Source organism: Variovorax sp. KBW07, assembly GCF_003852515.1.
Taxonomy (GTDB): domain Bacteria; phylum Pseudomonadota; class Gammaproteobacteria; order Burkholderiales; family Burkholderiaceae_C; genus Variovorax.
This window is the reverse complement of the sequence record NZ_QAJK01000017.1, coordinates 1-24,948: the sequence shown is the minus strand read 5'-3', so window position 1 is coordinate 24,948 and position 24,948 is coordinate 1. Positions and strand designations below refer to the sequence as shown.

At 68.0% G+C, this 24,948-nt stretch carries 24 protein-coding genes; 10 read left to right on the top strand and 14 right to left on the bottom strand.

Going from position 1 to position 24,948, the window contains the following annotated elements; translation table 11 throughout:
• Positions 1 to 70: 70 nt before the first annotated feature.
• From DBV14_RS03560 to DBV14_RS03510, 11 genes are all read right to left on the bottom strand, one after another.
• The gene (locus DBV14_RS03560) at positions 71 to 1,282 is read right to left on the bottom strand and encodes a DUF1501 domain-containing protein (protein WP_124457823.1); all 1,212 of its coding nucleotides are present in this window, start codon (positions 1,280 to 1,282) and stop codon (positions 71 to 73) included.
• Between the two features lie 153 nt (positions 1,283 to 1,435).
• Positions 1,436 to 3,022 carry a DUF1800 domain-containing protein gene (locus DBV14_RS03555; RefSeq protein ID WP_260396802.1) on the bottom strand — a complete coding sequence of 529 codons (1,587 nt, stop codon included), beginning with the start codon at positions 3,020 to 3,022 and terminating at the stop codon, positions 1,436 to 1,438.
• Positions 3,023 to 3,172: 150 nt separating this feature from the next.
• Entirely contained in the window at positions 3,173 to 3,847 is a 675-nt protein-coding gene (locus tag DBV14_RS03550; RefSeq protein ID WP_124457822.1) for a DsbA family oxidoreductase, read from the bottom strand.
• Positions 3,848 to 3,893: 46 nt separating this feature from the next.
• A complete protein-coding gene (locus DBV14_RS03545; protein ID WP_124457821.1) occupies positions 3,894 to 5,303 on the bottom strand; it encodes an MFS transporter in 1,410 nt (469 codons plus the stop codon).
• Between the two features lie 43 nt (positions 5,304 to 5,346).
• Positions 5,347 to 7,245: a bifunctional sugar phosphate isomerase/epimerase/4-hydroxyphenylpyruvate dioxygenase family protein gene (locus tag DBV14_RS03540; protein ID WP_124457820.1), complete on the bottom strand. Its 1,899-nt coding sequence runs from the start codon at positions 7,243 to 7,245 to the stop codon at positions 5,347 to 5,349.
• Positions 7,246 to 7,378: 133 nt separating this feature from the next.
• Entirely contained in the window at positions 7,379 to 8,143 is a 765-nt protein-coding gene (locus tag DBV14_RS03535; protein WP_124457819.1) for an alpha/beta fold hydrolase, read from the bottom strand.
• Positions 8,140 to 9,366 (bottom strand): multidrug effflux MFS transporter, encoded by a 1,227-nt coding sequence (locus DBV14_RS03530; RefSeq protein WP_124457818.1) that lies wholly within the window; start codon positions 9,364 to 9,366, stop codon positions 8,140 to 8,142. Before DBV14_RS03530 ends, DBV14_RS03535 begins: the two co-directional genes overlap by 4 nt.
• The gene (locus DBV14_RS03525) at positions 9,363 to 9,818 is read right to left on the bottom strand and encodes a carboxymuconolactone decarboxylase family protein (RefSeq protein WP_124457817.1); all 456 of its coding nucleotides are present in this window, start codon (positions 9,816 to 9,818) and stop codon (positions 9,363 to 9,365) included. The genes DBV14_RS03530 and DBV14_RS03525 overlap by 4 nt, the downstream gene beginning before the upstream one ends.
• Positions 9,815 to 11,026: a 3-carboxy-cis,cis-muconate cycloisomerase gene (pcaB, locus tag DBV14_RS03520; protein WP_124457816.1), complete on the bottom strand. Its 1,212-nt coding sequence runs from the start codon at positions 11,024 to 11,026 to the stop codon at positions 9,815 to 9,817. Before pcaB ends, DBV14_RS03525 begins: the two co-directional genes overlap by 4 nt.
• A 16-nt stretch (positions 11,027 to 11,042) precedes the next feature.
• Positions 11,043 to 11,876: a shikimate dehydrogenase gene (locus tag DBV14_RS03515; protein ID WP_124457815.1), complete on the bottom strand. Its 834-nt coding sequence runs from the start codon at positions 11,874 to 11,876 to the stop codon at positions 11,043 to 11,045.
• Positions 11,877 to 11,902: 26 nt separating this feature from the next.
• Positions 11,903 to 12,826 carry a shikimate dehydrogenase gene (locus DBV14_RS03510; RefSeq protein ID WP_124457814.1) on the bottom strand — a complete coding sequence of 308 codons (924 nt, stop codon included), beginning with the start codon at positions 12,824 to 12,826 and terminating at the stop codon, positions 11,903 to 11,905.
• Positions 12,827 to 13,025: 199 nt separating this feature from the next.
• Here DBV14_RS03510 and DBV14_RS03505 point away from each other — a divergent pair, with 199 nt between their 5' ends.
• The 6 genes from DBV14_RS03505 to DBV14_RS03480 all read left to right on the top strand — a co-directional run bounded on the left by DBV14_RS03505 (position 13,026) and on the right by DBV14_RS03480 (position 18,510).
• Positions 13,026 to 13,811, top strand: coding sequence for an IclR family transcriptional regulator C-terminal domain-containing protein (locus DBV14_RS03505; RefSeq protein ID WP_124457813.1), 786 nt, complete (start codon positions 13,026 to 13,028; stop codon positions 13,809 to 13,811).
• A 71-nt stretch (positions 13,812 to 13,882) separates the two neighbouring features.
• Positions 13,883 to 14,887 carry a tripartite tricarboxylate transporter substrate binding protein gene (locus DBV14_RS03500; protein ID WP_124457812.1) on the top strand — a complete coding sequence of 335 codons (1,005 nt, stop codon included), beginning with the start codon at positions 13,883 to 13,885 and terminating at the stop codon, positions 14,885 to 14,887.
• Between the two features lie 26 nt (positions 14,888 to 14,913).
• Positions 14,914 to 15,579, top strand: a complete 666-nt coding sequence (locus tag DBV14_RS03495; RefSeq protein WP_124457811.1) for a response regulator — start codon at positions 14,914 to 14,916, stop codon at positions 15,577 to 15,579.
• A gap of 9 nt (positions 15,580 to 15,588) precedes the next feature.
• Entirely contained in the window at positions 15,589 to 17,001 is a 1,413-nt protein-coding gene (locus DBV14_RS03490; protein WP_124457833.1) for a sensor histidine kinase, read from the top strand.
• Positions 17,002 to 17,023: 22 nt separating this feature from the next.
• Complete coding sequence (locus tag DBV14_RS03485) at positions 17,024 to 18,046, top strand: tripartite tricarboxylate transporter substrate-binding protein (RefSeq protein ID WP_260396801.1); 1,023 nt, start codon at positions 17,024 to 17,026, stop codon at positions 18,044 to 18,046.
• 44 nt (positions 18,047 to 18,090) lie between these two features.
• Entirely contained in the window at positions 18,091 to 18,510 is a 420-nt protein-coding gene (locus DBV14_RS03480) for a DUF6194 family protein (RefSeq protein ID WP_260396800.1), read from the top strand.
• Positions 18,511 to 18,534: 24 nt separating this feature from the next.
• Here DBV14_RS03480 and DBV14_RS03475 read toward each other — a convergent pair whose 3' ends face one another.
• Positions 18,535 to 19,617, bottom strand: a complete 1,083-nt coding sequence (locus DBV14_RS03475) for a LysR family transcriptional regulator (protein WP_124457810.1) — start codon at positions 19,615 to 19,617, stop codon at positions 18,535 to 18,537.
• Here DBV14_RS03475 and DBV14_RS03470 point away from each other — a divergent pair.
• The 4 genes from DBV14_RS03470 (at position 19,610) to DBV14_RS03455 (ending at position 22,558) form a co-directional block, all read left to right on the top strand.
• On the top strand, positions 19,610 to 20,161 hold the full coding sequence (locus DBV14_RS03470) for a cupin domain-containing protein (protein WP_124457809.1): 552 nt from the start codon (positions 19,610 to 19,612) through the stop codon (positions 20,159 to 20,161). The two genes, DBV14_RS03475 and DBV14_RS03470, sit on opposite strands and share 8 nt — an antisense overlap.
• Positions 20,158 to 20,964, top strand: coding sequence for an alpha/beta fold hydrolase (locus tag DBV14_RS03465; protein WP_124457808.1), 807 nt, complete (start codon positions 20,158 to 20,160; stop codon positions 20,962 to 20,964). The genes DBV14_RS03470 and DBV14_RS03465 overlap by 4 nt, the downstream gene beginning before the upstream one ends.
• A gap of 36 nt (positions 20,965 to 21,000) precedes the next feature.
• The gene (locus DBV14_RS03460; RefSeq protein ID WP_124457807.1) at positions 21,001 to 21,987 is read left to right on the top strand and encodes a tripartite tricarboxylate transporter substrate binding protein; all 987 of its coding nucleotides are present in this window, start codon (positions 21,001 to 21,003) and stop codon (positions 21,985 to 21,987) included.
• Between the two features lie 127 nt (positions 21,988 to 22,114).
• A complete protein-coding gene (locus tag DBV14_RS03455) occupies positions 22,115 to 22,558 on the top strand; it encodes a hypothetical protein (protein WP_124457806.1) in 444 nt (147 codons plus the stop codon).
• Positions 22,559 to 22,573: 15 nt separating this feature from the next.
• Here the strand turns inward: DBV14_RS03455 and DBV14_RS03450 are convergent, their stop codons facing one another.
• Entirely contained in the window at positions 22,574 to 23,797 is a 1,224-nt protein-coding gene (locus tag DBV14_RS03450; RefSeq protein WP_124457805.1) for an ROK family transcriptional regulator, read from the bottom strand.
• Positions 23,790 to 24,587, bottom strand: a complete 798-nt coding sequence (locus DBV14_RS03445) for an ATP-binding cassette domain-containing protein (RefSeq protein WP_124457804.1) — start codon at positions 24,585 to 24,587, stop codon at positions 23,790 to 23,792. The genes DBV14_RS03450 and DBV14_RS03445 overlap by 8 nt, the downstream gene beginning before the upstream one ends.
• Positions 24,588 to 24,948: the final 361 nt, after the last annotated feature.

Genomic DNA, 24,948 nt, shown 5'->3' with positions numbered 1-24,948 from the left:
ACGGTACCGCTCACCCGTTTAAGTTGAAGTACAAGGGCGTCACATTCGCAGTCGACAACGCCAGCAGTTCTCAGACCAACTGCAAATCCCTCGGCGCCACCCCCTCAAACACCTTGCCAAGTTGCCCAGCCGACAACCCATACATCCGCCTGAACAGCCCCCCAAACACCGCCCGGTATTCATTCAACACCGGATAGTCCCGGTTCTGAAACAGCGTCGCCTGCGTTAGCACCTGCTGCTCCCCGACAACGCGCCCCCCGGCCTGCGCCGACAGCCCACCGCCAAGCACCCAGTAGACAGTGCCATGCCCGTGGTCCGTCCCCCGGTTGCCGTTCTCGCGGAAGGTGCGGCCGAACTCGCTGATGACGACGACCACGGTCTGGCGCCACGCGTCGTCGCCCATCTCCTGCGCGAAACCTGCAACACCACGGCCGAGTTCTTCAAAGCGATTGGCCAGGTAGCCGGTGCCCGCGCCCTGCCCCACGTGGGTGTCCCATCCGCCGATGTCGACAAAGCCCAGGTCGAAGCGGTCGCGCATCAACAAGGCCATGCGGCGCGCGACCAGCTCGAAGCCCTTGGCGGTCATGGCGTTGCGGCTGGCCGCATCCATCTCGGCCTGCACGGCGCGCATGACTTCGTCGCGCACCTGGAAGCCTTCGGCGACCGGCTGCGCGAGCGAGGTGTTGCGGTACATGGCCGCGATGACCTGGCTCTGCCTTGCGTCGATGCCCGAGCGCGCGTTGCCGGCGAGCGCCATGTTGGCGGCCTTGGCATCGCCGCGCAGCGAAATGGGCAACTGGTCGGTGAAGGCGATGGGCGACACGTCGGTGATCGGACCCGCGCCGAGCACACCGGCCAGCCGGTTGAGAAAGCCCGAGCGGTAGTCGCGCCGCTTGTCCAATGCCTGGCCGAGTTCGATGGAGTCCTGCGTTTCGAAGTGGCTGCGCGTGAGGTCGTCGGTGCCGGCAAAAGCAATGAAGGACGCCTGCTTCTGCTGGAACATCGGCATCACGCTTTGCGCCAGCGCGGGGTGCAGGCCCCAGTTGCTGTCGAGCGGCAACGCACCGTTGGGTTGGCCGGGCCGCGCGATGGCGATGTTGGGGCGCGAGGCGTAATAAAAATCGCTGGAGGTGGGCACGAGCAGGTTGCTGCAGTCGTACGCACCGCGCAAGAACACGACCAACAGCTTGGCGCCTTCGGCCGCGGGCGCGGCCATGAGTTGGCCGGTGGCGCCCGCGAACGGGGCGGCGGCGATGAGCTTCAAGAGTTCGCGACGTTGCATGACGATGCTTCCTTTCTTTTGCCTTGCTCCTTCCCCCTTTGGGGGAAGGTTGGGATGGGGGCTCTGCGGCGTTCGATTCATCGCAGCGCTTCATCGAGCGCCGCTTGCCCCCCCCTGCCCTCCCCCGAAGGGGAGGGAGAAAAACCAAATACCTCAGCGGCGCATCAGCTCGGGCGATGCCAGCAGGAAGGTGTTCCACTCCTGCGGGTTCTTCGCCTGTGCCAGCGCCTCGCGCGTATCCGCGCTCAAGCCGACCTGCATGGCACGCACGGCGCGCGATTCGGCCAGTTGCGGAAATGCGGGCTTCTCCAACGGTGCCTTGTCGTCCGCACGGAACAGCACGGCGCCGTTCGCGCCGATGGCGCGCGCAATCTCGAAGCGCGTGTTCATCTGCCCGGCGCTGGCCCACGCGGCTTCGTTGAGCGGGTAGCCGTCGGGCGTCTCGTGGCCGTACAGGGTCTCGCCCATGCGGGTGATCCAGTTAAGCATGGGGTTGACGTTCAGCGCCACGCGGTCGTCGTATGCGAGCCGCACGCCGGCCATCACGTAGTGCACGGGGTCGCGAAACTTGTGGCCGAGCGACGCGGCGAACTCGGGCGATTCGAACAGCGTCTTCAGCGTGACGGCGATGTCGCCGTCGCTGCGGGTGAAGGCCGCGGCCATGCGGTCGACCAGCGCGGGCGGCGGCTCGTCGGCGACGAAGTACACGGCGAGCTTGCGCGAGATGAAGCGCGCGGTGGCCGGCGCGCGCGCCAGGCGGTCGAGCGCTTCGTCGGCCTCGGCCAGGCCACGCGACTTGATGGGCTGGCCCAGCAATGTCTTGGGGCCGTAGTCGTGCCGGTTGGGGTTGAACTCGAACAGGCCCTTGCGAACGTAGTCCGCACGCACGGCCGGGCGGATGTTGGGCGGCGGCGCGTCGAGCGGCTGCAGGCTCACGCCCACGCCGGTGAGCACGCGCGCCAGTTCCTGCACGTCGGCCTGCGAGTAACCGCTGCCCACGCCGAGCGTGTGCAGCTCCATCAGCTCGCGTGCGTAGTTCTCGTTGATGCGGTTGGCGGCGTTCTGCGCGTTGTCCAGGTAACGCAGCATGGCCGGGTGGTGCAGCGTGGCGCCGAGCAGATCGCGGAACTTGCCGAGCGCATGCGGGCGAATGGCGTTCTCTTCGTAGTCGCCGACCATCGCGCGGATGCTGTCCTTGCGCAGGTTGACGTTGAAGTGGTTCATCCAGAACCAGGTCATCTGCTCCTGCAGCTGGTTGGGCGAGTACAGCGCGCGCAGCACGAAGCGTTGCTGCGCCTCGCGCACGAGCTTGTTGAGCTCCTGCTGGTAGGCCTGGCGCGCGGCTTTTTTCTGTTCTTCGTCGGGCAGCGCATCGGCGGCCTTGCGCTGGGCATCGAGCCCGGTCACGAGCTGGTCGAGCGGCGTGCGAGAAATTGCCATGGCATCGATCTGGGCCTGCGCGGCGGGCGGCAACGGCGCGGACTGCGGCTTCAGCTGCCGGCCCATCCACACGGGGAGCCCTTCGCGTGCCAGCTCGGCCTGGCTGCTGGCGTTGGCGCCCCAGGCCACGCGGTCGAGCCAACGCAACTGGGTGGCGGGGTCGGTGGCGACGCGGTTGAGTGCGGTCAGCGGGGGCGCCTCGGGGCGCGACGGACCGACCGCGCAACCGGCCAGCCACAAGGCCATAGCGGCCGACACCATGCAACAAAAACGGCCGGGGTGCAGCATGCGACTCATCATGCACCGCTCAACCCGCCAGCGCGCGCCGCGGTTGACGGTGGCGCGCGGCGGGTCAGGTAAAGCTTTTGGTCAGGTTCGCGCCCGCGGGAGAAAAGGAAAACTTTCCACCGACCCCGCTGGTCAGGATCGGTCAGGATCAGCCGGGACCGATCAGGCCGTGGCGGTGCTGCCGGGCTCGGCGCCGGCAATCTGCCGCAGCGCCCGTTCGAACACCTCGACGGGCTGGCCACCGGAGATCAGGTGCTGGTCATTGATGATGATGGCGGGCACCGAGTGAATACCGGCGTCGGTGTACATGCGCTCGCGTTCGCGGGTCTCGGCGGCGTACGCGTCGCTGGCCAGTATTTCGCGGGCACGGGCCGCGTCGAGCCCGGCTTCGGTGGCGGCGCGCACCAGCACTTCGGGGTCCGACGGGTTCTGGCTGTCGGTGAAGTAGGCCTTCAGCAGCAGCTTCTTCAGCGCGGCCTGCTTTGCCGGGCTTTCCAGTTCGGCCCAGTGCAGCAGCCGGTGCGCGTTGAAGGTGTTGTACACGCGCGGCCGGCCCTCGGCGCTGAACTCGAAACCGACGGCCGCGCCGCGCTGGCGGATCATCTCGCGCGACTGGGCCTGCTGCTCGCGCGTGGAGCCGTATTTCTGGTTCAGGTGCTCGAAGGTGTCCTGGCCTTCGGGCGGCATCTGCGGGTTCAGCTCGAAGGGCTGGAAGTGCAGCTCCACGGTGACGTCGGGTGCGACCCGCTGCACCGCCGCCTCGAGCGAACTCAGGCCAACGGCGCACCAGGGACAAGACACATCGGAGACGAAATCGATCTTCAGGTGGGAGGTCATGGCGCCATTCTTCACGGCGCCACAAGCCTTGGTGCGCGCAAGGTTTTCAGGCAACGGCCTTGGCCATGCGGGCGTCGGACAGCGTCTGCTCGCGCAGGCGGTCGTATTCCTGCTTGTCGACCGGCACCGCGTTGGGGTTGCCCAGGTCGCGCATGTGGATGCGGTAGGTTTCGCGTGCGCTCAGGGCCGCGAGTGCCGCCAGGATGGTCACCGAGAAGGTGATGGCACCCACGGTGAGCCACACGTTGGTGGAGCCCGGAGGCGCCACGGCGGCGAACAGCGCGGGCAGCAGCGCGGTGAAGGTGGTGCCGATGTTCTGCGAGATGGCCATGGCCGACACGCGGTTGCGGGTGCGGAACAGCTCCGGGTAGAAGCTCGGAAAAGTCGCGTTGTAGCCCTGGTACACGATGCCCCACATCAGCAGCGACATGCAGATGGCCAGCGGCACGTTCTTGATGCTGATGGCGTACAGGTACACGAACGACAGCAGCCCCGAAGCCAGCGCACCGACGATGATCGGCGGCTTGCGGCCGATGCGGTCCGACAGGTTGCCCACGAACGGAATGACCAGCACCGCGAGGATGTTGCCGAGCACGGGAATCCACAGGTACACGTCTTTCTGGAAACCGATGCCGTAGGCGGCCTGCACGGCATAGGCCGCGCCGAACACGGTGGCCACCACCGGAATCACGTTCATCAGCGCCATGCAGACCACGCGCAGCATGTCGGCCCAGCTGTCGGTAAAGGCCTGCACGATGGGCGACTTGGCCACTTCGCCCTTCTTGTCGACTTCGGCGAAGGCGGGGGTTTCATCGACCTCGCGGCGAATGATGTAGCCGGCCACGATGACCAGAAAGCTCAGCAGGAACGGAATGCGCCAGCCCCACGCGTTGAAGGCTTCCTCGGGCATGTAGTGCGCGAGCGGCAGGAAGACGGCCGCCGCCAAAATCTGGCCGGCCTGCACGCCCTGCAGCGTGAAGCTCGCGAAGAAGCCACGGCGGCCGAACGGCGCGTGCTCCAGAATCATCGAGCTGGCGCCCGAGATTTCTCCGGCCACCGCAAAGCCCTGCACCAGGCGCAGCAGCACCAGCAGCACGGGGGCCAGCAGGCCGACCTGGTCATAGGTGGGCAACAGGCCGACGGCCACGGTCGAGAAACCCATCAGGAACATGCACAGCACCAGCACCTGCTTGCGGCCGTGCGTGTCGCCCCAGTGGCCAAGCACGAAGGCGCCGATGGGGCGCGCGACATAGCCCACGCCGTAGGTCGCGAGCGACGCGATGATGGCGGTCTTGGGGTCGCCCTTGGGGAAAAATATCTGCGGAAAAATCAGCGCCGCCGCGGTGGCGTAGATGAAGAAGTCGTAGTACTCCAGCGCCGAGCCGATCCAGCCGCTTGCCGCGGCCTTCTTCGACTGGTGCCTGCCTTGCGGCTCTTTGGCTATGGTGTTGGCCATGGTTTGTCTCCAGTGATGATCCGATGATGAATGACGAAAAAAATCAGTCCTGCGCTTGCGAAGCCATGCGCGCGGGTGCGTTGAGGGCACCGTAGGCGTCGTAGTTGCCCACGCGCTGTGCCACCTCGAAGAACAAGCCTCCCTCGAAACTCTCGGTGTAGATGTGCAGGTAGTCGCCGGCGGGCGAGCGGTCGAACAGCACGCCCGCCGCGCGCATGCGTGCCAGCAGCTCGGGCGCGATGTCGATGCGCGTGGCCAGGTCGTCGTAGTAGTTGTCCGAAATGGGCACGAAGCGCGTGCCGTTGGCGCGCAGCCTGGCGACCGAATCGAAGATGTCTTCGCAGTCCAGCGCGATGTGGTGCACGGCGCCGCCACCCGTGACGCTGAGCGTGCGCGCGGTGCGGGTGCGCTGGCTCAGCGACACGTTGAGCACCAGGCGCAGGCTGCGGTCCGCATTGGCCACGCCGCGGCTGCGGATCAGGCCGAAGGGGTCGGCCAGCTCCAGGCTCTCGCCCGCTTCGAGGCCGAGCACCGCGCGGGTGAACAGCACCCAGGTGTCGAGCTGGTCGAGCGCCAGGCCCAGCGCCACGTGGTCGATGTGCTTCAGGCCGGCGTCGTTGGAGTTTTCTGAGCCCTCTTCTTCCTCTTCGAGCACGAAGTCGGCTTCGTACAGGCCGTTGGCGCCCAGCGCCTGCGGCACGAAATGAATGAGGTTGCCACCCGGCGCCACCACTGCGGGCACGCGCAGCTCGTTCGGGCCGACGGGGCTGTCGTGCCGTTGCGAACGCATGGCGGTGGCGCGGCCCACGGCCGCGAGCGGGTCGGCGCAGCGCACGCCCAGCGCGCAGACCGAGGTGCCGTGCGCATCGAAGCGGCCGCGCGCAAACGAGTCGGGCTGCGCGTTGACGATGAAGTGAATGTCGCCCTGCCGGTACAGCGTCACGGCCTTCGAGCGGTGCGTGCCGACGCGCCGAAAGCCCAACTGCCGCAGCAGCGCGCCCAGCGTTTCGGCCGAGGCCTCGTCGGCCGCGAACTCGATGAACGACAGGCCCGACAGTGCGGGCACCGCCGGCGGATGGAACAGCTCCACGCGCCGCGGCTGCACGGGCGAAGCGTCGATCGACGCCAGCCGTTGCCGCGTTTCGCTTTCGAGGTACAGCAGCGAGCGCATCGCATCGACGGCGGTGCGGCGGTTGGGCGTCTCGCGAAAGATGTCGTTGAAGATCTCCAGCGACAGCGGCCCGGTGTAGCCCGCCAGCAGCACCTTCTCGAAGAAGCCCACCACGTCGAAATCGCCCTGCCCCGGAAACGAACGGTGGTGGCGCGCCCACTGCAATACGTCCATGGCCAGCAACGGCGCATCGGCCATCTGCAGAAAGAAAATCTTGTCGCCCGGAATGTCGACGATGCCGGCCGGATCGTCTTTCAGCGACAGCGTGTGAAAGCTGTCGAGGATCAACCCGAGGTGTGCATGGTCGGCCTGCTTCACGATGTTCCAGGCCTGGCCATAGAGCGAGGTGTGGCGACCCCAGGCCAGCGCCTCGAAGCCCACGCGCAGGTTGCGGCGCGCGGCGCGCTCGGCCAGTTCATGCAGTTGCGCGGCGGCCAGTGCGGGGTCGTTCACCGACAGCGGCGAGGTGTTGGAGCAGCACAGCACCATCGGCGCGCCCATCGCTTCCATCAGGTCGAACTTGCGCTCGGCGCGCTCCAGGCTGCGGCGGAACTGCGGCTCGGGCATGCCTTCGAAGTCGCGGAACGGCTGGTAGAGGTCGATCGACAGGCCCAGGTCGGCGACGATGCGGCGCAGTTCGGTGGCCGTGCCCTTGAAGTTGATGAAGTCGGCCTCGAACAGCTCGATGCCGTCGAAGCCCGCGGCCGCGACGGCTTCGAGTTTCTGGCGAAGGGTGCCGCTGAGCGACACGGTGGCAATGGAGCGGTGCATGGGGTGGACTTTAGGAACACCCGGGCGCCGCCACAATCTATTCGGCGTGCAACTGATCGATTATCGAACGCCGACGTTCATTATTCGAACGAAATACGGGATACACCTAGGTTCAGAAGCCCGCCGGGCCGCCTCAGAGACTGCGCCAGAAATCGATCAGCAGCTGTGTGAACTCGACCGGCCGCTCGACCGCGCTCAGGTGCGCCGCATCGATGGTCGCCAGGCGGGCATTGGGAATGGCCGCGGCCATGGCCTCGGACATCGCCATGGGCGTGGCCTCGTCCTGCAGCCCGCCGACCACCAGCGTCGGCACGGCGATGCGGCGGTTGCTGTCCCGAAAGTCGATGGCGGCCACGGCGTTGCAGCTCTCGATGTACGCCTGCGCCTCGGTGCGCACCAGCACGTCGTGCAGCGTTTTCGCGGCCACCGCGCCTTCGGGCGTGCCCGCATAGGCCGGCGTGAGCCAGCGCGCCACGGCACCCGGTGCGATGGCGGCCACGCCCTTGGCGTTGACCGTTTCGGCGCGCGCGCGCCACGGCGACTGGTCGGGGTAGTAGGCGGCCGAATTGGCGATCACCACGGTCTTGAGCAGCTCGGGGTGCCGCACCGCCAGCGCCTGCGCGGTCATGCCGCCCATCGACAGGCCGACGAAGTGCACGGGCTCGCCATCGGCTTCGCGCTGGATCAACTCGGCGGCGTCTTGTGCCAGTGTCTCGATGCGCAGCGCACCGGGCACCACTTCGGAGGCGCCGTGGTTGCGGTGGTCGTAGCGCAGCACGGTGTGCGCGCGCGCCAGTTGCGCGGCCACGCCGTCCCACATGCGCAGGTCGCAACCGAGCGCATGGCTGAGCACGACGATCGGGCCATTGCCCTCGCGAACGACATTCAAACGGATCATGGTGTGGTTTCCTTTATCGGGTGTTGATGAAGACGCGGCAGCCACAGGAACGCGATGGCCATCAGCACGGCGCCGGCCAGCAGCATCGGCACGACCATCGGCCAGGCGCCGTTGGAAAAATCGGCATCGACGAATCGCGCGGCAAGCTGCCCCACGCAGAAGGCGACCATCATCATGCCGAAGCCCGACCACGACACGGCACGGCCCGCCAGGTGCGGCAGGTCGCCCACCGCGCCGGCCTGGCCGCAGGGCTGGTGAATGCCATGGCCCAGGCAGTACACGGCGTGGCCGAACAGCAGCGGCACGGCGCTCGACGGCATCAGCCAGCAACCCAGCGCCTGGATGATGGCGCCGGTCAGGCTCAACGAGGCGCCGAGCCGCACGGTGCGCACCGGCCCGTAGCGGCGCAGCAGGCTGCGGCACATGGTGGTGCTGAAGATGTAGACCAGCGAGCCGCCGGCCGGAATCCAGCCGTACATGGCGGGCGACCAGCCGAGGTAGCCGATGTAGACCATGGGCGACAGCAGCAGGAAGCAGAACAGCCCGCCATAGGTGGCGGCCGCCACGGAGGCCCAGGCGCGGAAGCTGCGGCTCGCGAACACGGCGCGCGTGCTGCCGCGCGGCGCCGACGATTCGCCGCCGGCCAGTGGCTTGCGCGTTTCGCCGAACGAGCGCCAGCACAGCGCGAACAGCAACAGCGAATAGACCGCCATCGCGACCATCACCCAACGCCACCCCGCGCCCTGCACCAGCCAGGCGCCGAGCAACGGCGCCACAAGACCGACCATGCCCAGGCCCGTGAGCCCGCGCGCCATGACGTGCGGGCCTTCGTGCGCCGGATACAGGTCGCGCACCGCCGCGCGCGAACACACCAGAATCGCCGCCATCGAAAAGCCCTGCAGCGTGCGCCAGCCCGCGAGCACCGCCACGCTGCCCGCGAAGGCACCGCCGAAGGCCGCGATCACGTAGCAGGCCAGCCCGGCCAGCAGCACCGGCCGCCTGCCGAAGCGGTCGGCCAGCGGCCCGCACAACAACTGCGCAAAGCCGAAGGCCAGCACGAACAGCGTGAGGCTGGTGCTGGCCGAACCCAGTTCCTTCGCGATGGCGGGGAGCGCGGGCAGGTAGCTGTCGGTGGCCACCGGTTGCGCCGCCAGCAGCAGCGGCAGCAAAAGGGTGAAGCTGACGTCGAAGCGGCCCCTCTTCGGGGCTGGCGGCGCGTTCACCGCGCCGCAGGCGCAGCGGACGAAGCAGGCGTTGGGGGCAGCAGGCCCTTCTCGCGCAGGATGTTGGTGGCAATGCCGAACGCATGGTTGGCCACCGGCACGCCGCAGTAGATGGCGGCCATCATGATCACTTCCTTGATGTCCTCGGGCGTGAGGCGCGACTCCGGCGGGCCGTCGAGCGCGGCGCGCACGTGCATTGCGAATTCTTCGTACGCGTGGATGCCCAGCATCATCGACAGCACCATGTAGCGGCGCGTCTTGTCGCCCAATGCAGCTCTGCCCCAGATGTCGTTCCACGCGTGGCGCGTGATCAGTTCCTGGAACTCGGCGTTGAATTCGTTGCGGTTGGCCAGCGACTTGTCGACCCAGGCGTCGCCGAGCACGCGGCGGCGGTTGACCAGGCCGTCTTCATAGTCGTTGGAGCCGGCGCTCGGGGTTTGGGGGGCGGTCATTGAGAGAGTTCCTTGTTGGAGAGCGTGGCTTGCAGCGCCTTCACTTCTGCAAGCGCGATGTGGCCGGCGTTGACGGCCAGCGCGGGGTCGAACCATTCGTCGGCCGCGTCGCGCGGCAACTCGGCGCGCAGGCGGTCGATGTTGGCGCGCATGCGCGTGGCATCGACCTGCAGGCCGGGCAATGCGCCGGCCATGGCGCGCACGCTGCCGTGCGCCGACATCAGCAGCTGCGGCCATTCGGCCAGCTCGGCCTGCCACGCGCCGAGCGCGCGTTCGTGTTGTTGCGGCATGGCGCCCAGCAGTGCGGCCACACGCTGCGGCGCGCGGTGCGCGGCGGCAATGGCGACCATCGAGGCCACCGGATTGCGCTTGTGCGGCATGGCCGACGAGCCGCCGCGGCCGGGTTCGCTGGGCTCGGCGACTTCCGCCACTTCGTACTGGCCGAGCAGCGCGATATCGACCGCGATCTTGCCGAGGCTGCCGGTGACGAGGCCCAGCTCGCAGCCCAGCGCGACCCATTCGTCGCGCTGCGTGTGCCAGGTGGCGCCGGGGTCGCCCAGGCCCAGTTCCTTGGCCATGCGCTGGCGCACCGCGGCGCCCTGCCCCTTCATTTGCGCCAGCGTGCCGACAGCGCCGCCCAGCTGCAATTGCAGTGCATGCCGCGCGGCATCGCGCAGGCGGATGCGGCTGCGCACCAGCGGCGCGGCCCAGCCCGCGCACTTGAAGCCGAAGCTGGTCACCGACGCCGGCTGCATCAGCGTGCGCGCGAGCATCGGCGTTTCAGCGTGCGTGGTGGCCAGGCGCAGCAAGGCATCGGCGGCCTTGGCAAGGTCGGTCTCGATGAGCGCCACCGCCTCGCGCGTGACCAGCGCCATCGCGCTGTCGATCACGTCCTGGCTGGTGCTGCCGAAATGCACGAAAGGCACGGCGTCGGCATTGAAAAGGCCCACCGCCTCGCGCAATGCCTTGACCAGCGGAATCGCGACGCTGCCGGCGCGGCCGCTTTCGCGAACGATCTTGGCCACGTCGAACAGCTCGACCTTGCAGCTGCCGACGATCGAATGCGCGGCGCTCTCGGGAATCAGGCCCTCGGCGGATTGCGCACGCGCGAGCGCGGCTTCGAAGCGGAGCATCGCATCGACGAACGCGCGGTCGCTGAACGCGCCGAGCGTCTCGGACGTGGAAAGAAAACCTTCAAAAATACTCATGCGATGACCTGAACTTTCAATACTTCAATTGGGCCACGGCACGCAATTCCTCCGGGGACGCTGTGCCAAAACCGAAGAACTCCAGGTACGCGGGAATCATCTCGAAAAGCATGTCGGTGCCGACCTGCACCTGGCAGCCCTTGGCCTTCGCGGCTTGCAGCAGCGGCGTGAATTCGGTCTTCATCACGACCTCGCCGACGAAGGTGCCCGGGTCGATGCGGTCCACGTCGAAGGGCAGCGGGTCGCCCTCTTTCATGCCGAGCGGCGTGGCGTTGACGACCACGTCGTAGCCGGCCGGGTCTTTCGAGCCCGTGGTCACCGTCATCCGCGGATAGTTTTCGCACAGGCGCGCAGCGAGCGCATTCGCCGATGCATCGCTCATGTCGAACAGCATCAACTCGGCGGCGCCCGCCGCGGCAATCGACGCCGCGATGGCAGAGCCGACGCCGCCCGTGCCCGACACCAGCACGCGCGTGCCCTTGAACAGCCGGCCCTTGCGCTCCACGCCGCGCACGAAACCGGCGCCATCGAACTGGTCGCCCAGCAGCGTGCCGTCGGGCCGCTTGAGAATCGCGTTGCATGCGCCCGCGACGCGCGCGGTGGGCGTGACCTCGTCCACCAGCGCCATCGTCGTGACCTTGTGCGGCATGGTGACCAGCGCGCCGCGCAGGTTGCTGAACCTGAAGATCTGCGGCAGCGAGGCGGCATAGTCTTCGGGCTTGACGCCCATCGGCACCACCACCGCGTCGATGCCCCGTTTGTCGAACCAGGGGTTGTAGATCATCGGCGCCTTGAAGGCCTCGGTCGGGTAGCCGAGGTGGGCGATGAGCGTGGTCTTGCCGGAAATCATGTCGGTCGTCTCGATGAAGAAAAGGTTCAGGCAACGCTGGGCGAGCGGTAGCGCAGGGGCTGCGCAATCTCGGCGTGCATCGCCGGTGGATAGATGATTTCGCGCAGGAAATCGGCATCGGCCTGCAGCGCCTGCGCCGCATCGATGTGGCCGAAATAGCGCAGGTAGTGCGGCATCTGCTGGACCAGCATTTCAAAGCCGGCCTGCGCATTGAGTCCGCGCGCACGCGCCGCCCGCACCAGCGGCGTGGGCTGGTTGCGCAGAAGAATGTCGAACAGCGCCGCATGGCCGTCCATGCGCGCCACGTCGACCGGCAACGCGTCGCCCTCGACCAGCCCGAGCGGCGTGGCGTTGATCACCAGGTCGTAGCCCTCGGGCGCGTTGCTGTCGACCGCGACCACCGTGGCGTCGAAAAACGCATCGAGCTTGGCCGCCACGCCGGCCGCCTTGCCGGCCGCGCTGTCGTAGAAGGCAATGTGCTCCGCGCCGTTCACCGTGCCGCCCTCGGCCAGCGCCACGCCGATGGCCGCGGCGCTCACGCCCGCGCCAAGGATCAGCACGCGCTTGCCCCGAAACGGAACGTTGCAGTGGTCGAGCGCGCCGATCAGGCCTTCGCCGTCGAACAGGTCGCCTTCGAGCTGGTCGCCCTCGGTGCGGCGCACCACGTTCACCGAGCCCGCCACCCGGCCGAACAGCCCGCAGCCATCGAGCAGGTCGACCACCAGCGGCTTGTGCGGCGGCGCGATCACCATGCCGCGCACGTTGCGCGCCAGGAAAGCCGACTTGAAGAACACCGCGAAGTCGCGCACCGGCACCTGCATCGGCAGCAACACCGCGTCGATGCCGAAGCGCTCGAAGGTGGCGTTGAACATGCGCGGCAGCCGCACATTGCGGACCGGATCGCCCGGAATCAGGTATGCCTGGGTGCTGCCGCTGATGGAATGGCTCATGTGCTTGCTTCCGTTCGTCAATCGCTCTTTGGGAGGCCGGATGCCGAGCTTTATAGTCCGATCTTCTTTCTCCTGCAGCCCTGAAACCTTTGAAACGTTCGATCATCGATCTGTAAAAATCGACAATCGATCAAACCAAGGGTTTTCACCGCCACCGAATGACGCCGAGAAACCTGCCGCCAGAGGCACACTTCCGCCCATGAGCAAGGACGACTCGACACCGCCCGCCGGCCTGGACAAGCGCGACTGGATTGCCGGCCTGGAGCGCGGCGTGAGCATCATCGAGGCCTTCGACGATGCCAACCCCCGCCTGACCGCCAGCCAGGCCGGCCAGCGCACGAACATGACGCGCACGGCCGCACGGCGCTACCTGCTGACGCTGCAGCACATGGGCTACGTGGCCAGCGACGGCAAGCTCTTCTGGCTCACGCCGCGCGTGCTGCGGCTGGGCCGCTCGTACCTGGAATCGGCCCGCCTGCCGCGCGTGGTGCAGCCTTTTCTGCAGCGCGTGGCCGCCGGCACCAACGAGATCGCCTACCTCAGCGTGATGGACGGCGACGAGGTCGTCTACATCGCCCGCAACGGCCCCAACCGCAGCATGAGCACCGGCTACGTGCTGGGCGCGCGCGTGCCGGCGCAGGTCACCGCGTCAGGCATGCTGATGCTGGCCTTGCGCAGCGACGCGGAACTGAACGAATGGCTGGCGACCCGGCAGCTCACTGTATTCACCTCGCACACCATCGCCAGCATGGAGCGCATGAAGCTCGAGCTGGCGCGCATCCGCGCCCAAGGCTGGGCGCTGTCCGAACAGCAGCTCGACCTGAACTCGCGCGGCATCGCCGTGCCGCTGCGCGACCGCCACGGCACCCTGGTCGGCGCACTGAACATCACCATGCCGATGGGGCACGAGAGTTCGGAAGACGCAGTGGCGCGGGTGCTGCCGGTGCTGCGGGAGACGGCGCAGGCGATGCGCAACCTGATCTGACTGACAGCTTTCCGACAGCATCCGTCGGGCAGGATGCGGGCCTTCTTACAAAAGCGACGGAGACGAGCACCATGTCCGAAAACTTCCTGAACGACGCCCACAACCGCCGCCACTGGCTCCAGGCCGGCGGCGCCCTCACCCTCGGCGGCCTCCTGCCCTCCCTCGCCTCGGCGCAAGACGCCTGGCCCACCAAGTCCATCCGATTCGTCGTGCCTTTCGCCCCCGGCGGCAGCTCCGAGATCGTCGCGCGCTCCACCGCCGCCGAGCTTTCGCGCACCCTCGGCCAGAGCGTGTTCGTCGACAACAAGCCCGGCGCGGCCGGCAACATCGCGATGAGCGAAGTGGCGCGCAGCACCGACCAGCACACGATCATCCTGGGGCACATCGGCACGCTGGCGGTCAACCCGTACATCTTTGCCAAGCTGCCCTACGACGCCAACAAAGACTTCAAGCCTGTGAGCCTGCTGGCCAAGGTGCCGAGCCTGTACGTGGTGCACCCCGACGTGCCAGCGAAGAACCTCAAGGAATTCATCGCCTATGCCAAGTCGAAGCCGGGCAAGCTGAGCTACGGCTCGGCCGGCAACGGCAGTGCCGGCCACCTGGCCTTCGAGTACCTGAAGATGACGGCCGATGTGTTCATGCTGCACGTGCCCTACCGCGGCACCGGGCCGATGGTGACCGACCTGCTGTCGGGCCGGCTCGACGCCTCGGCCATCGGCGCGGCGGCGATCATTCCGTTCATCAAGGCGGGCAAGGTGCGCTGCATCGCGACGGGCTCGGCCAAGCGGTTGGCGCAGTTGCCCGACGTGCCGACGGTGGCGGAGCAAGGCTTTCCCGGCTTCGAGATGACGCAGTGGTACGGCATGCTGGCGCCCGCCAACATCGCGCCGGCCAACCTGGCCAAGCTCTCGGCCGAGACGATGAAGGCGGTGAAGTCGCCCGACTCGATGCAGCGGCTCACGGCCGATGCAGCCGAAGCCGTCGGCGGCACGCCCGAGCAGTTCGCGCAGTTCATCGCGGCCGAGCAGGCGCGCTGGCAAAAGGTGATTGCGCGGGCAAACATCAAGCCGGACTGAGCCCCGCAGGCCCTAGCATCGGCGCCATGCGCATCCTGCTGGCCGAAGACGAACACACCCTGGGCACCTGGCTCTGCAAGGCGCTGGAGCATGCGGGCATCCAGGTCGAATGGGTGGACGACGGCCGCCTGGCCGACCGCGCGCTGCAACAGCGCGACCACGATGCGCTGGTGCTCGACCTGGGCCTGCCCGGCATGGACGGCCACACGGTGCTGCAACGCCTGCGCGAACGCGACCAGCGGTTGCCGGCGCTGATTCTCACGGCGCGCGATTCGCTGAACGAGCGCGTCGAGTCCCTCAATGCCGGTGCCGACGACTTCCTGGCCAAGCCCTTCGCGCTGGCCGAGCTCGAAGCGCGGCTGCATGCGCTGGTGCGCCGCGCGCGCGGCGTCGAGCATCCGCGCCTGGCCTGCGGGCCGCTGGTGTACGACGGTGCACGCCGCCACTTCACGCTGAACGGCGAAGCGCTGGCGCTGTCGCCGCGCGAACTGTCGGTGCTGCGCGCACTGGTGCAGCGCAGCGGCGAACCGCTGTCGAAGCAGCAGATTCTCGACCGGGTGTTTTCCGACGACGAAGAAGTGCACCCTGAAGCGGTCGAAGTCTTCGTCTACCGGCTGCGCAAGCGGCTCGACGGCAGCGGCGTGCGCATCGTCACGCTGCGCGGGCTCGGCTACGTGCTGGAAGCCGACTGAGTGAGCGCCTTGCTGTCGCGCCTTCGTGAACGGTTGCGCCGCGCGAGCCTGTGGCAGCGGCTCGCGCTGCTGCTGTTCCCCGCGCTGCTGGTGGTGACGGGCCTCGAGCTGTGGATGACGCGGCACGACGCGCTGGCCGCCGCCAACGCGGCCTACGACCGTTCGCTGCTGGGCGCGCTGAAGTCCATCGACGCCAACATCTCGACCGCCTCGGGCGGACTCTCGGTCGAGCTGCCGTACACGATGTTCGAGTTCTTCGAGCTCACGGCCAGCGGCCAGGTTTTCTTTCGGGTGGCCACGTCCGATGGGCTGGTCGAACTGGGCAGCGCCGACCTGCCCGCGCCGCCCGGCGAACTGGCGATGGGCGTGCCTGCCTTCTACGACGCCACGTACTTCGGCGAAGCCGTACGGCTGGCGGCCTACCGGCGCGACCTCGACCGCGCGCCGGCCGGCAGCACCGGGCGCAGCGTGCTGATCCAGGTCGGAGAAAGCACGCGCTCGCGGCAGGCCTTCAGCGCGCGCTTCGTGCGCAGCGCGGCGCTGCGCGACGGGCTGGTGCTGGCGATGCTGCTGTGCGGCACGGCCCTGGCACTGGCGGCGGCGCTGCGGCCGTTGTCGCGGCTGGCGCGCGAAGTGCAGGCGCGCACGCCCGACGACCTGACGCGCATCGCCGATGCCGACCTGCCGGCCGAGGTGCGCCCGCTGGTGGCGGCGGTCAACCAGCAGATGTCGCGCACGCAGGAGCTGGTAACGCAGCAGCGGCAGTTCCTGGACGACGCCTCGCACCAGCTGCGCACCCACCTGACCACGCTGCAGATGCAGGCCGACTACGCGCGGCGCGAACAAGACCCGGCGCAGGTGCAGGTCGCGCTCGATGCGCTCGGCACCGAGATCGGCCGCGCGACGCGCAGCGCGCAGCAACTGCTGGCGCTCGGCCGCAGCGACACGGTGTCGGTGGAGCCCGCCGCGTTCGATCTTGCGGCGCTGCTGCGCGAAGTGGCGGTCGACCTGCTGCCGCTGGCGCGCGCCAAGCGCATCGACCTGGGCATCCATTCGCCCACGCCGGAATTCGCGGCGGTCGCCGACCGGGGGCTCATGCGCGAAGCCTTGAGCAACCTGGTGACGAACGCCATCACCTACACGCCCACCGCGGGAACCATCACGCTCTTTGCCGCGGGCGATGCGGCGGGCTGGAGCCTCAACGTCGAGGACGACGGGCCCGGCCTGAGCGAAGAAGAACGTGCCGCGCTCGGCCAGCGCTTCCGGCGCGGTGCGCGCGCGGGCAAGGGCGGCTTCGGGCTGGGGCTGGCCATTGCGCGGTCCATCGCGCAGCGGCACCAGGGCGAATTGCGGCTCGAAGCACGCGAGGCGGGCCCGGGCCTGCATGCGATCATCTGGTGGCCCCGGCCGGTGGCCAGCTAGCTGGCCAGCGGCGCACATTCCCATGCAGATGATCCCCTCTCCCACCCGCCGCCATGCGCTGCGTGCGCTGCGTGCGCTGTCCGCGCTGCTCCTGCCCGGCATGGCTTGGGCACAGTCCGGCGATCCGTCGCTTGCCGCGGCCGACTGCGTGATCCCCGCGAAGGCCGGCGGTGGCTTCGATCTCACCTGCGCCCTCGCGCGCGACGCATTGCAGGCCGTGCGCCCCACGCGCCCGCCGCTGGGCCAGCGCTTCCTGCCGGGCGGCATCGGCGCCGTGGCCTTCGACCGCATCGCCACCGGCCAGCTGGGCGGCGCGGGCACGCTGGTCGCGTTCTCCAGCGGCTCGCTGCTCAACCTCGCTCAAGGCCGCTTCGGCCCGCATCCGCCTTCGGCCGTTCGATGGATCGCCACGCTGGGCACCGACTACGGCGTGATCGCCGTGCACCGCGACTCGCCTTACAAGCGCCTGCAAGACCTGCTCACCGCGCTGCGGCAGGAGCCGTCGCGCGTGGCCTTCGGCGCGGGCGGCACCGTCGGCAGCCAGGACTGGGTGAAGGCCGCGCTGCTGGTGCGCGCCGCGGGCCGCGACCACAAGGCGATGCGCTTCGTTTCCTTCGAAGGCGGCGGCGATGCGCTGGGCGCGCTGCAGGGCAAGCACGTCGACGTGTTCCCAGGCGATGCGGCCGAAGCGCTGCAGGCCATGGCAGGCGGCGCGGCGGTGCGCCTGCTGGCGGTGCTGTCGGAAACACGGCTGGGCGGTGCGCTCACCGGCGTGCCGACCGCGCGCGAGCAAGGCGTGGACATCGTCTGGCCCACGGTGCGCGGCCTGTACCTGAGCGCGAACGTGCCCGAAGCTTCCGTGCGCGCATGGACCGCAGCATTCACCGAAGCCGCGGCCGCGCCCGGCTATGCGGCGCTGCGCGAACGGCACAGCCTTTATCCTTTCGCGCTCACCGGTGCCGCGCTCGACGAGTACGTGCAGGCGCGCATCAAGACCTACCAGGCGCTCGCGGACGAACTCGGCCTGCGCCGCTGGAAGCCCTGACGAGACACCTCGCCACGCCACGCCTCGCCACACCTCACATGCACATGCACATGACCGAAGACGACATCACCCGACACATCATCGATTCACTCGGCGGCGGCCAGTTCGTCGTTGCCGACGACAACACCTTCTTCTTTCATGGCGCGGACAACAAGTTTCCGTTCGCCACCATCGTGACGAAGGACGACGATTTCGACAGCGCCTCGAAGCTGAACCGGCTCGGCGTTTTTCGCCTCAACGTGGGCGTGGGCAAGGAAACCTTTCGCGCGCTGTTCGGCGAGCCCGACGAGGCAAGCATCGCGAACGTCGACTACGCCGCGCTCGACACACTGATGCCGCACCCCATGTACGGAAAGATGCACTGGGTCAGCGTGATCAACCCGAGCAGCAAGACCTTCGAAAAAGTGAAGCCGCTGCTCACGGAGGCCCGCAGCCTCGCGGCCGCACGGGACAAGAGCAAGTAGCCCTGCACCGTCGACAGCCGGGGCTCAGGCCTCGCGTGCGCACGACAGCATCAGGTCGCGCAGCCATTCGTGCGCGGGCGAATGGTCAGTGCGCGGGTGCCAGAGCATGCGCACGTCAAACAACGGCAGCTCGAGCGGGATGTCGAACAACGACACCGTCGCCATGCGCGTCATGCGGCGCGCCAGGCGAGCGGGCACGCTGGCCACCATGTCCGAGGTTTCCAGCACGAAAGGCAGCGCCAGGAAGCTGGGCTTGATCATCTGCACCCGCCGGCGCAGGCCATGGGGTTCGAGCGCCGCATCGATCTGCACGTTGTAGATCTGCGCGGCATCGAGCTCGATGGTCACGTGCGGCAGCGCGCAGAAACTTGCCACGTCGAGCGTCTGCGAAAGCACCGGATGGCTGCTGGCGCACAGGCCCAGGAAGCGATCGGAAAAAAGCTTGCGCCCCTTCAGGTAGTCCGGCGCGCCGGGGAAATAGGTCAACGCCAGGTCGAGCTCACCGGCCGCCATCATCTCGCCGAAGTGATGCGGGTTGGTCTGCAGCACGTGCAGCTTCACGCCCGGCGCCTCCTGCCGGATGCGGCGCATCACGGCCGGCATCATGAGCAGGTCGATGTAGTCGATGACGATCAGGCGAAAGGTCGTCGTCGCCGTGGCGGGGTCGAAGCTCGGTGAATCGAGCACGCGTTCGAGCGCGCCGATGGCATCCTGCACACGCGGCCAGAGCACCAATGCAAGCTCCGTCGGCATCCACCCGCTGCCCGACCGCATGAGCAGTTCGTCGCCGAACAGGTCACGCAACTTGGCAAGCGACACGCTCATCGACGACTGGCTCATTCCCAGCCGTTCCGCGGCGCGGGTCACGTGCCTTTCACGCAGCAGCGCATCGAAGGCACGCAGCAGGTTCAGATCGAGATCCTGGAGTTTCATGCGCGCATCTTGCCGCGACGGCGCGCGGATCGAGCGGCGCCTTGCGACGGGAAAACCCGCATGCATCATCACGAAGCCGATGGCGCGCATCGGATCTTGCGATGGCACCGGCGGCCCTGTCGGCGAATACTCGAAGGCCTCCTTCACTTCCACAGAGATATTCACGATGGCCATTCCCCAGATCCGTGTGACGCGCGAAGAGATGCGCAAGCGCGTTGCCTACTTCAAGGACCTCAAGGGCTTCGACGGAGGCCTGCCCGACAGCCGATACCCGAGCGCGGTGCGCAAGCTCTACAACGCGGTGGGCTTCCAGCCGCCGGCCGGAAAGGGCGGCACCGAGGTGGTGTCGCCCGTGGGCGCGCAAGCCGCCGAAAACGCCGCCATCCGCATCAGCGAAGGCTTCAACCTAGGCTTCTGCGAGGCCAAGCCGGGCAACGGCCCGATGATGCACAACCACGACACCAACGAGACCTTCATGCCGCTGACAGGCACCTGGCGCTGCTCGTGGGAACTCGACGGCAAGGACGAGTACTTCGACGTCGGCCCGTGGGACATCTGCTCCTTTCCGCCCGGCGTGAACCGGCGCTTCGAGAACATCACCCACGGCGAGCCGGACAAGACGCACTTCCTGATGTTCGTCATCGGAGGCAATGCACCGGAGGCCGACTTCACCGAGAAGGCCAAGTCGACGCTGCGCGAAGAAGGCTACCTCGCATGAGCCTGGTCCACCCTTCGCCGCCCGGCCTGAGCGGCTATGTGGGCAGCGCGCCGCTGGGCCGCTTCACCGAGGCCGACGACACACCCTGGGGCTACCGCGACAACGCCCGCCGCTCCGCCCGAGGACCGCTGATCCTGCTGCCGGGCGCGCTGGGCAATGGCGACACCGCCTGGCAGGTGGCGCAGGCCTTCGACGCCGAGCGCCGCGTGGTCAGCGTCACCTACCCCGGCGGCCGGAGCCCCGCGCAGCTGGCCGAAGGGCTGGCTGCACTGCTGCGGCACCTCGGCACCGGACCGGTCGCGCTTTGGGGATCGTCGTACGGCGCATGGTGGGCGCAGCACTTTGCCGCCCGCTTTGCGCAACAGGTGTCGGCCCTGTGGCTGGGCAACACCTTCGTCGACGGGTCCGACGTGAAGGCCTCGCCGCTGTTCGACGCGGCCTGGCTGGACACGGCCACCGACGGCGAGGTCATCGCCCGCTGGCATGCCGCGCTGGCAGCGCGGCCCGACGACCTGCTGCGCAACGTGCAGCTGCACATGCTGCACCACGGCCTGCCGGCGGGCGCGTTCCGCCAGCGCCTGCGCCAGGTGGCCCACGCGCAGGCACCGGCTGCCGTGCCGGCCATCGCCGGCACGGTGGTGTGCGACTGCGCGGACGATCCGACCATCACGCCGGCGGTGCGCGCGCGTGTGCGGGCCCTCTACCCCGGCGCACGGCACCTGGGCCTTGCGGCCGGCGGCCACTACCCGCACATCGTTGCGCCGGCCCCGCTCATCGCCGCGATGCGCGACTGGCTCGCCTGAGATTTTTCAGAACAAGGAACGAACGGAGACACACCCATGCAAGACAAACGTTTTTCCCGCCGCGCGGTGCTCGCGCACCTGGGCGCGGCTTCCGCGGCGCTGGCCGCCCCGCCACTGATGGCACAGGGCAAGTGGCCCGACCGGCCCATCAAGATCATCGTGCCCTTCGCGGCCGGCGTGTCGCCCGACGTGGTGACGCGCATCGTCAGCGAGCCCCTGTCGCGGGCCCTGGGGCAGCCGGTGGTCATCGACAACCGCGCGGGTGCGGCCGGCATCATCGGCGCGGAGATCGCAGCCAAGAGCCCGGGCGACGGCTACACGCTGTTCATGACGGTCAACTCGATCATGGGCATCAACCCCAACGTGTACACCCGGCTGCCCTACGACACCTTCCGCGACTTCGCGCCGGTGACCCAGGTGGCACTGGTGCCCTACGTGCTGGTCACCGGCCCGAACCAGCCCGACGCCACCCTGAAAGACCTGATTGCCCGCGCCAAGGCCAAGCCGGGGTCGGTCGACTACGGATCGCTGGGCATCGGCTCGGGCCCGCACGTGGTGATGGAGATGATGAACAACATGGCTGGCATCCAGATGGTCCACGTGCCCTACAAGGGCAGCCCGCTGGCCGACGTGATGGCCGGCCAGATGCCGTTGGCCTTCGAGCCGGCCACCACGGCGATACCGCTGGTAAAAAGCGGCAAGCTGCGTGCACTGGCCATCACCAGCCGCAAGCGCAGCGCCGCGCTGCCCGACGTGCCCGCCGTGGCCGAGCTGCTGCCGGGCTACGACGGAGACGGCTGGCAGGGCTTCTACGTGCCGGCCGCGACGCCCAAGGACATCGTCGCGCGGTTCAACACCGAAATCGTGAAGGTGCTGAAACAACCCGACGTGCAGCGCCGGCTGATCGACCTGGGCCTGCAGCCAGTGGGCAGCACGATCGACGAGTTCGCGAAGGTCTCGCGGGACGAATACGCCAAGTGGGGAAAGATCGCGAAGTCGAACAACATACGCATCGACAGCTGAGGGGTTACCCATGGGAGCCGTCCCGCTCAAGCTCGGGACGGATTCCTTCACGCGGCATGGCGCAGGCCTACAGCGGTGGGCGGCAACCCCCATCAAGAATGGCTGAACACCACAAGGAACTTCAGCCATGAGCCCGCAAGATTCGCAGCCCGCCCCGCGTGGAGCCGGCACCACACGGTACTGGGCACCCTGCTTGGCCGTGGCGCTGGTGGCGGTCGCCCTCTTCTACGTGACCTTGAAAGACCTGGTGCAAGAGAGCGCGGCGCGCGGGCCGGCCTTGGCAACCGCGGTCATGCCGGCGCATGTGGAGCCGACCCGACCGTCCGAGAACCGCTTGCTGCAGGATGCGATGGCACGCCCGTCCGTGGAACCGCGGATGCCGACAGCCCGGCCCGCGCAAGTGATCGTGACCGCCGCGCCGCCCGCCAGGGCCGTGCCCGCCTTCGTCGAAGTGCAGAAGTGCGTCATGCCTGAAGGCGATGCCGTCTATTCCGACGGGCCTTGCCCCGAAGGCTCGAGCGCAAGCACCCTGCGGCTGCCGCGCGACCGGCAAGCATCGGCAAACCTCTGAGCGGCTTGCGCTTTCTCAGGCCGCCTTCAGAAACACATCGTGGTCGGGTGCGAAATTGGCGTGCAGCGGCAGCATCGCGCCTCCCAGTGCGCAGGCCTGCGCGCCCACCCTGCCGCCATGCAATTGCGGTGGCCACAGGCCTTCCCAGTTGCACTGCGCCAACGCGGCGCGCGTCTGGTCGAGCAAGGCTTGCAGCAGCTCGCGCGACATCGACCCGTCCATCACCACGTCGGCAAGGTCGAGCACCGCCGTGCTGCTGACGATGGCGTGCGCCAATGCCAGCGACGCGGAGCCCAGCCAGGCTTGCGTTGCGGCGGCAAAAGGCGGCTGCAGCGCGCGATCGTCGTAGGCCGCGGTGGGGTCCAGCCCTTCACCTTGCAGGCGCTGCTCCAGCTCCCACAGCGAGGCGTCGGCCATCACCTGTGGCGGTAGCGCACCGCCGGCGCGCGCCGATTGCATCGGCAACGAAGCCAGCGCCCCCGCATTGCCATGCGTGCCCGTGTGCAGGTGCGAGTTGATGACCAGCCCGCCGCCCACGAAGGTATCGACAAAAATGTACAGGAAGCTCTTGAGGTCGTGTCCCCGCCCGCCGACCAGTTCGGCCACGCAGGCGGCGACCGTGTCGCGCGCGAAGCTCACCGGCACCTCGGTGCGCGCCTTCACCTCGGCCAGCAGGTCCATCTGGTTCCACAGGTCCGACTGCGCTTTCGACAGGCCCAGCGTGCGGTGCCAGCCGCCCAGCTGAAACGGCGCGGCGAGCCCCACGCCCACATTGCGCGCGGCAAGCGCACCGAGCCCGTCGCGCAGCCGGTGAATGTGCTGCGCTATTTCGGGCAGCAGCGCGTCCGCATCCGGAAAGTCGTAGCTGATGGCGAGGCGCTCGCGCACCTGCGCGGTGAAGTCGATCAGCAGCCATTCCGCGCCGCGCCGCCCCACCTTGATGCCGATCGAAAAAGCCCCGTCGGGGTTCAGCGCCAGCGGCACCGACGGCTGGCCGATGCGGCCGCGCACGCGGCTCTGCTTGACGATGAGCTGGTCTTCTTCGAGCCGCGCGGTAATCAGACCGATGGTCTGCGCGCTCAGCCCGGTGAGCCGTGCGAGGTCGGCCTTGGGCAGGCTCGTGTGAACGCGCAGCGCCTGCAGCACCACGCGCTCGTTGAACTGGCGCATGCCGACCTGGTTGGAGCCGCGCGGGCGCAGCAGGTCGGGTGGACGCGCAGTGGCTTCAGCATCAGGCATGCGCCTCCGCGGGCAACTGGTCGGCGGTCATGGCGCCGGTCATCACGGCCACCGTGTCGCTCATGCTGATCTTCTTCGGGTTGAGCACGGCCGCGCGTTTGCCGAGGCGCGCCACGTGAATGCGGTCGGCCACCTCGAACACATGCGGCATGTTGTGGCTGATGAGCACCACGGGCAGGCCGCGATCGCGCACGCGGCGAATCAGCTCCAGCACCATGTTGCCTTCCTTCACGCCGAGCGCGGCGGTGGGCTCGTCCATGATGACCACGTGCCGTGCAAAGGCCGCGCTGCGCGCCACGGCCACGCACTGGCGCTGGCCGCCCGAGAGCGTTTCGACGGCCTGGGTCATGGACTGGATGCCGACTTTCAGGTCGGACATGCGGGCCATGCTTTCCTGCAGCATCTTCTTCTTGTCGAGCATGCGCAGCACGTTGCCCAGGAAGCCGGGGCGGCGCAGTTCGCGGCCGAGGAAGAGGTTTTCGTAGATGGTCATGGCGGGTGCCACGGCGAGGTCTTGGTAGACCGTCTCGATGCCGGCGCGGCGCGCATCGAGCGGATTGCGAAAATTCACCGGCACGCCATCGAGCAATATCTCGCCCTGGTCGGGCACGACGGCACCTGACAGCGCCTTGATGAGCGACGACTTGCCCGCGCCGTTGTCGCCGATGACCGCGAGAATTTCTCCTTCGCGCAGTTCGAAGTCGACGCCGTCCAGTGCGGTGACCTGGCCGTAGCGCTTCACGAGGCCCTTGGCCTGCATGACGATCTTGGGGTTTGCCACTGCGTTCATTTCAGTTGTTCCCCTCGCTGATGCTTGTCTCGCGGCGTATGAAGCTGCTTGGGTTCGGGATCGGAGTCATTCTTGGCGCGTGCGACTGACACCGGGTACTCCCCTCCGCGAATGTCCCCCGCTTCGCTCCTCCTTTATTTCGCTGCGGGGAGCACCCGATGCCATTCGCACGTTGGGCACGCTGCTGGTTATCAGCTGTTCGACCAGTGCTCCGAACTCGCTCGCGCTGGCGGTGTGCTCTGCGCAGCGAAATAAAGGAGGAGCGAAGCGGGGGACATTCGCGGAGCAGAGCACACCGTCGGCGTGGGCGTCGCCCTGAACAAACCCAAACAGCAACGGTACCTACGAAACAGCCTTCAGC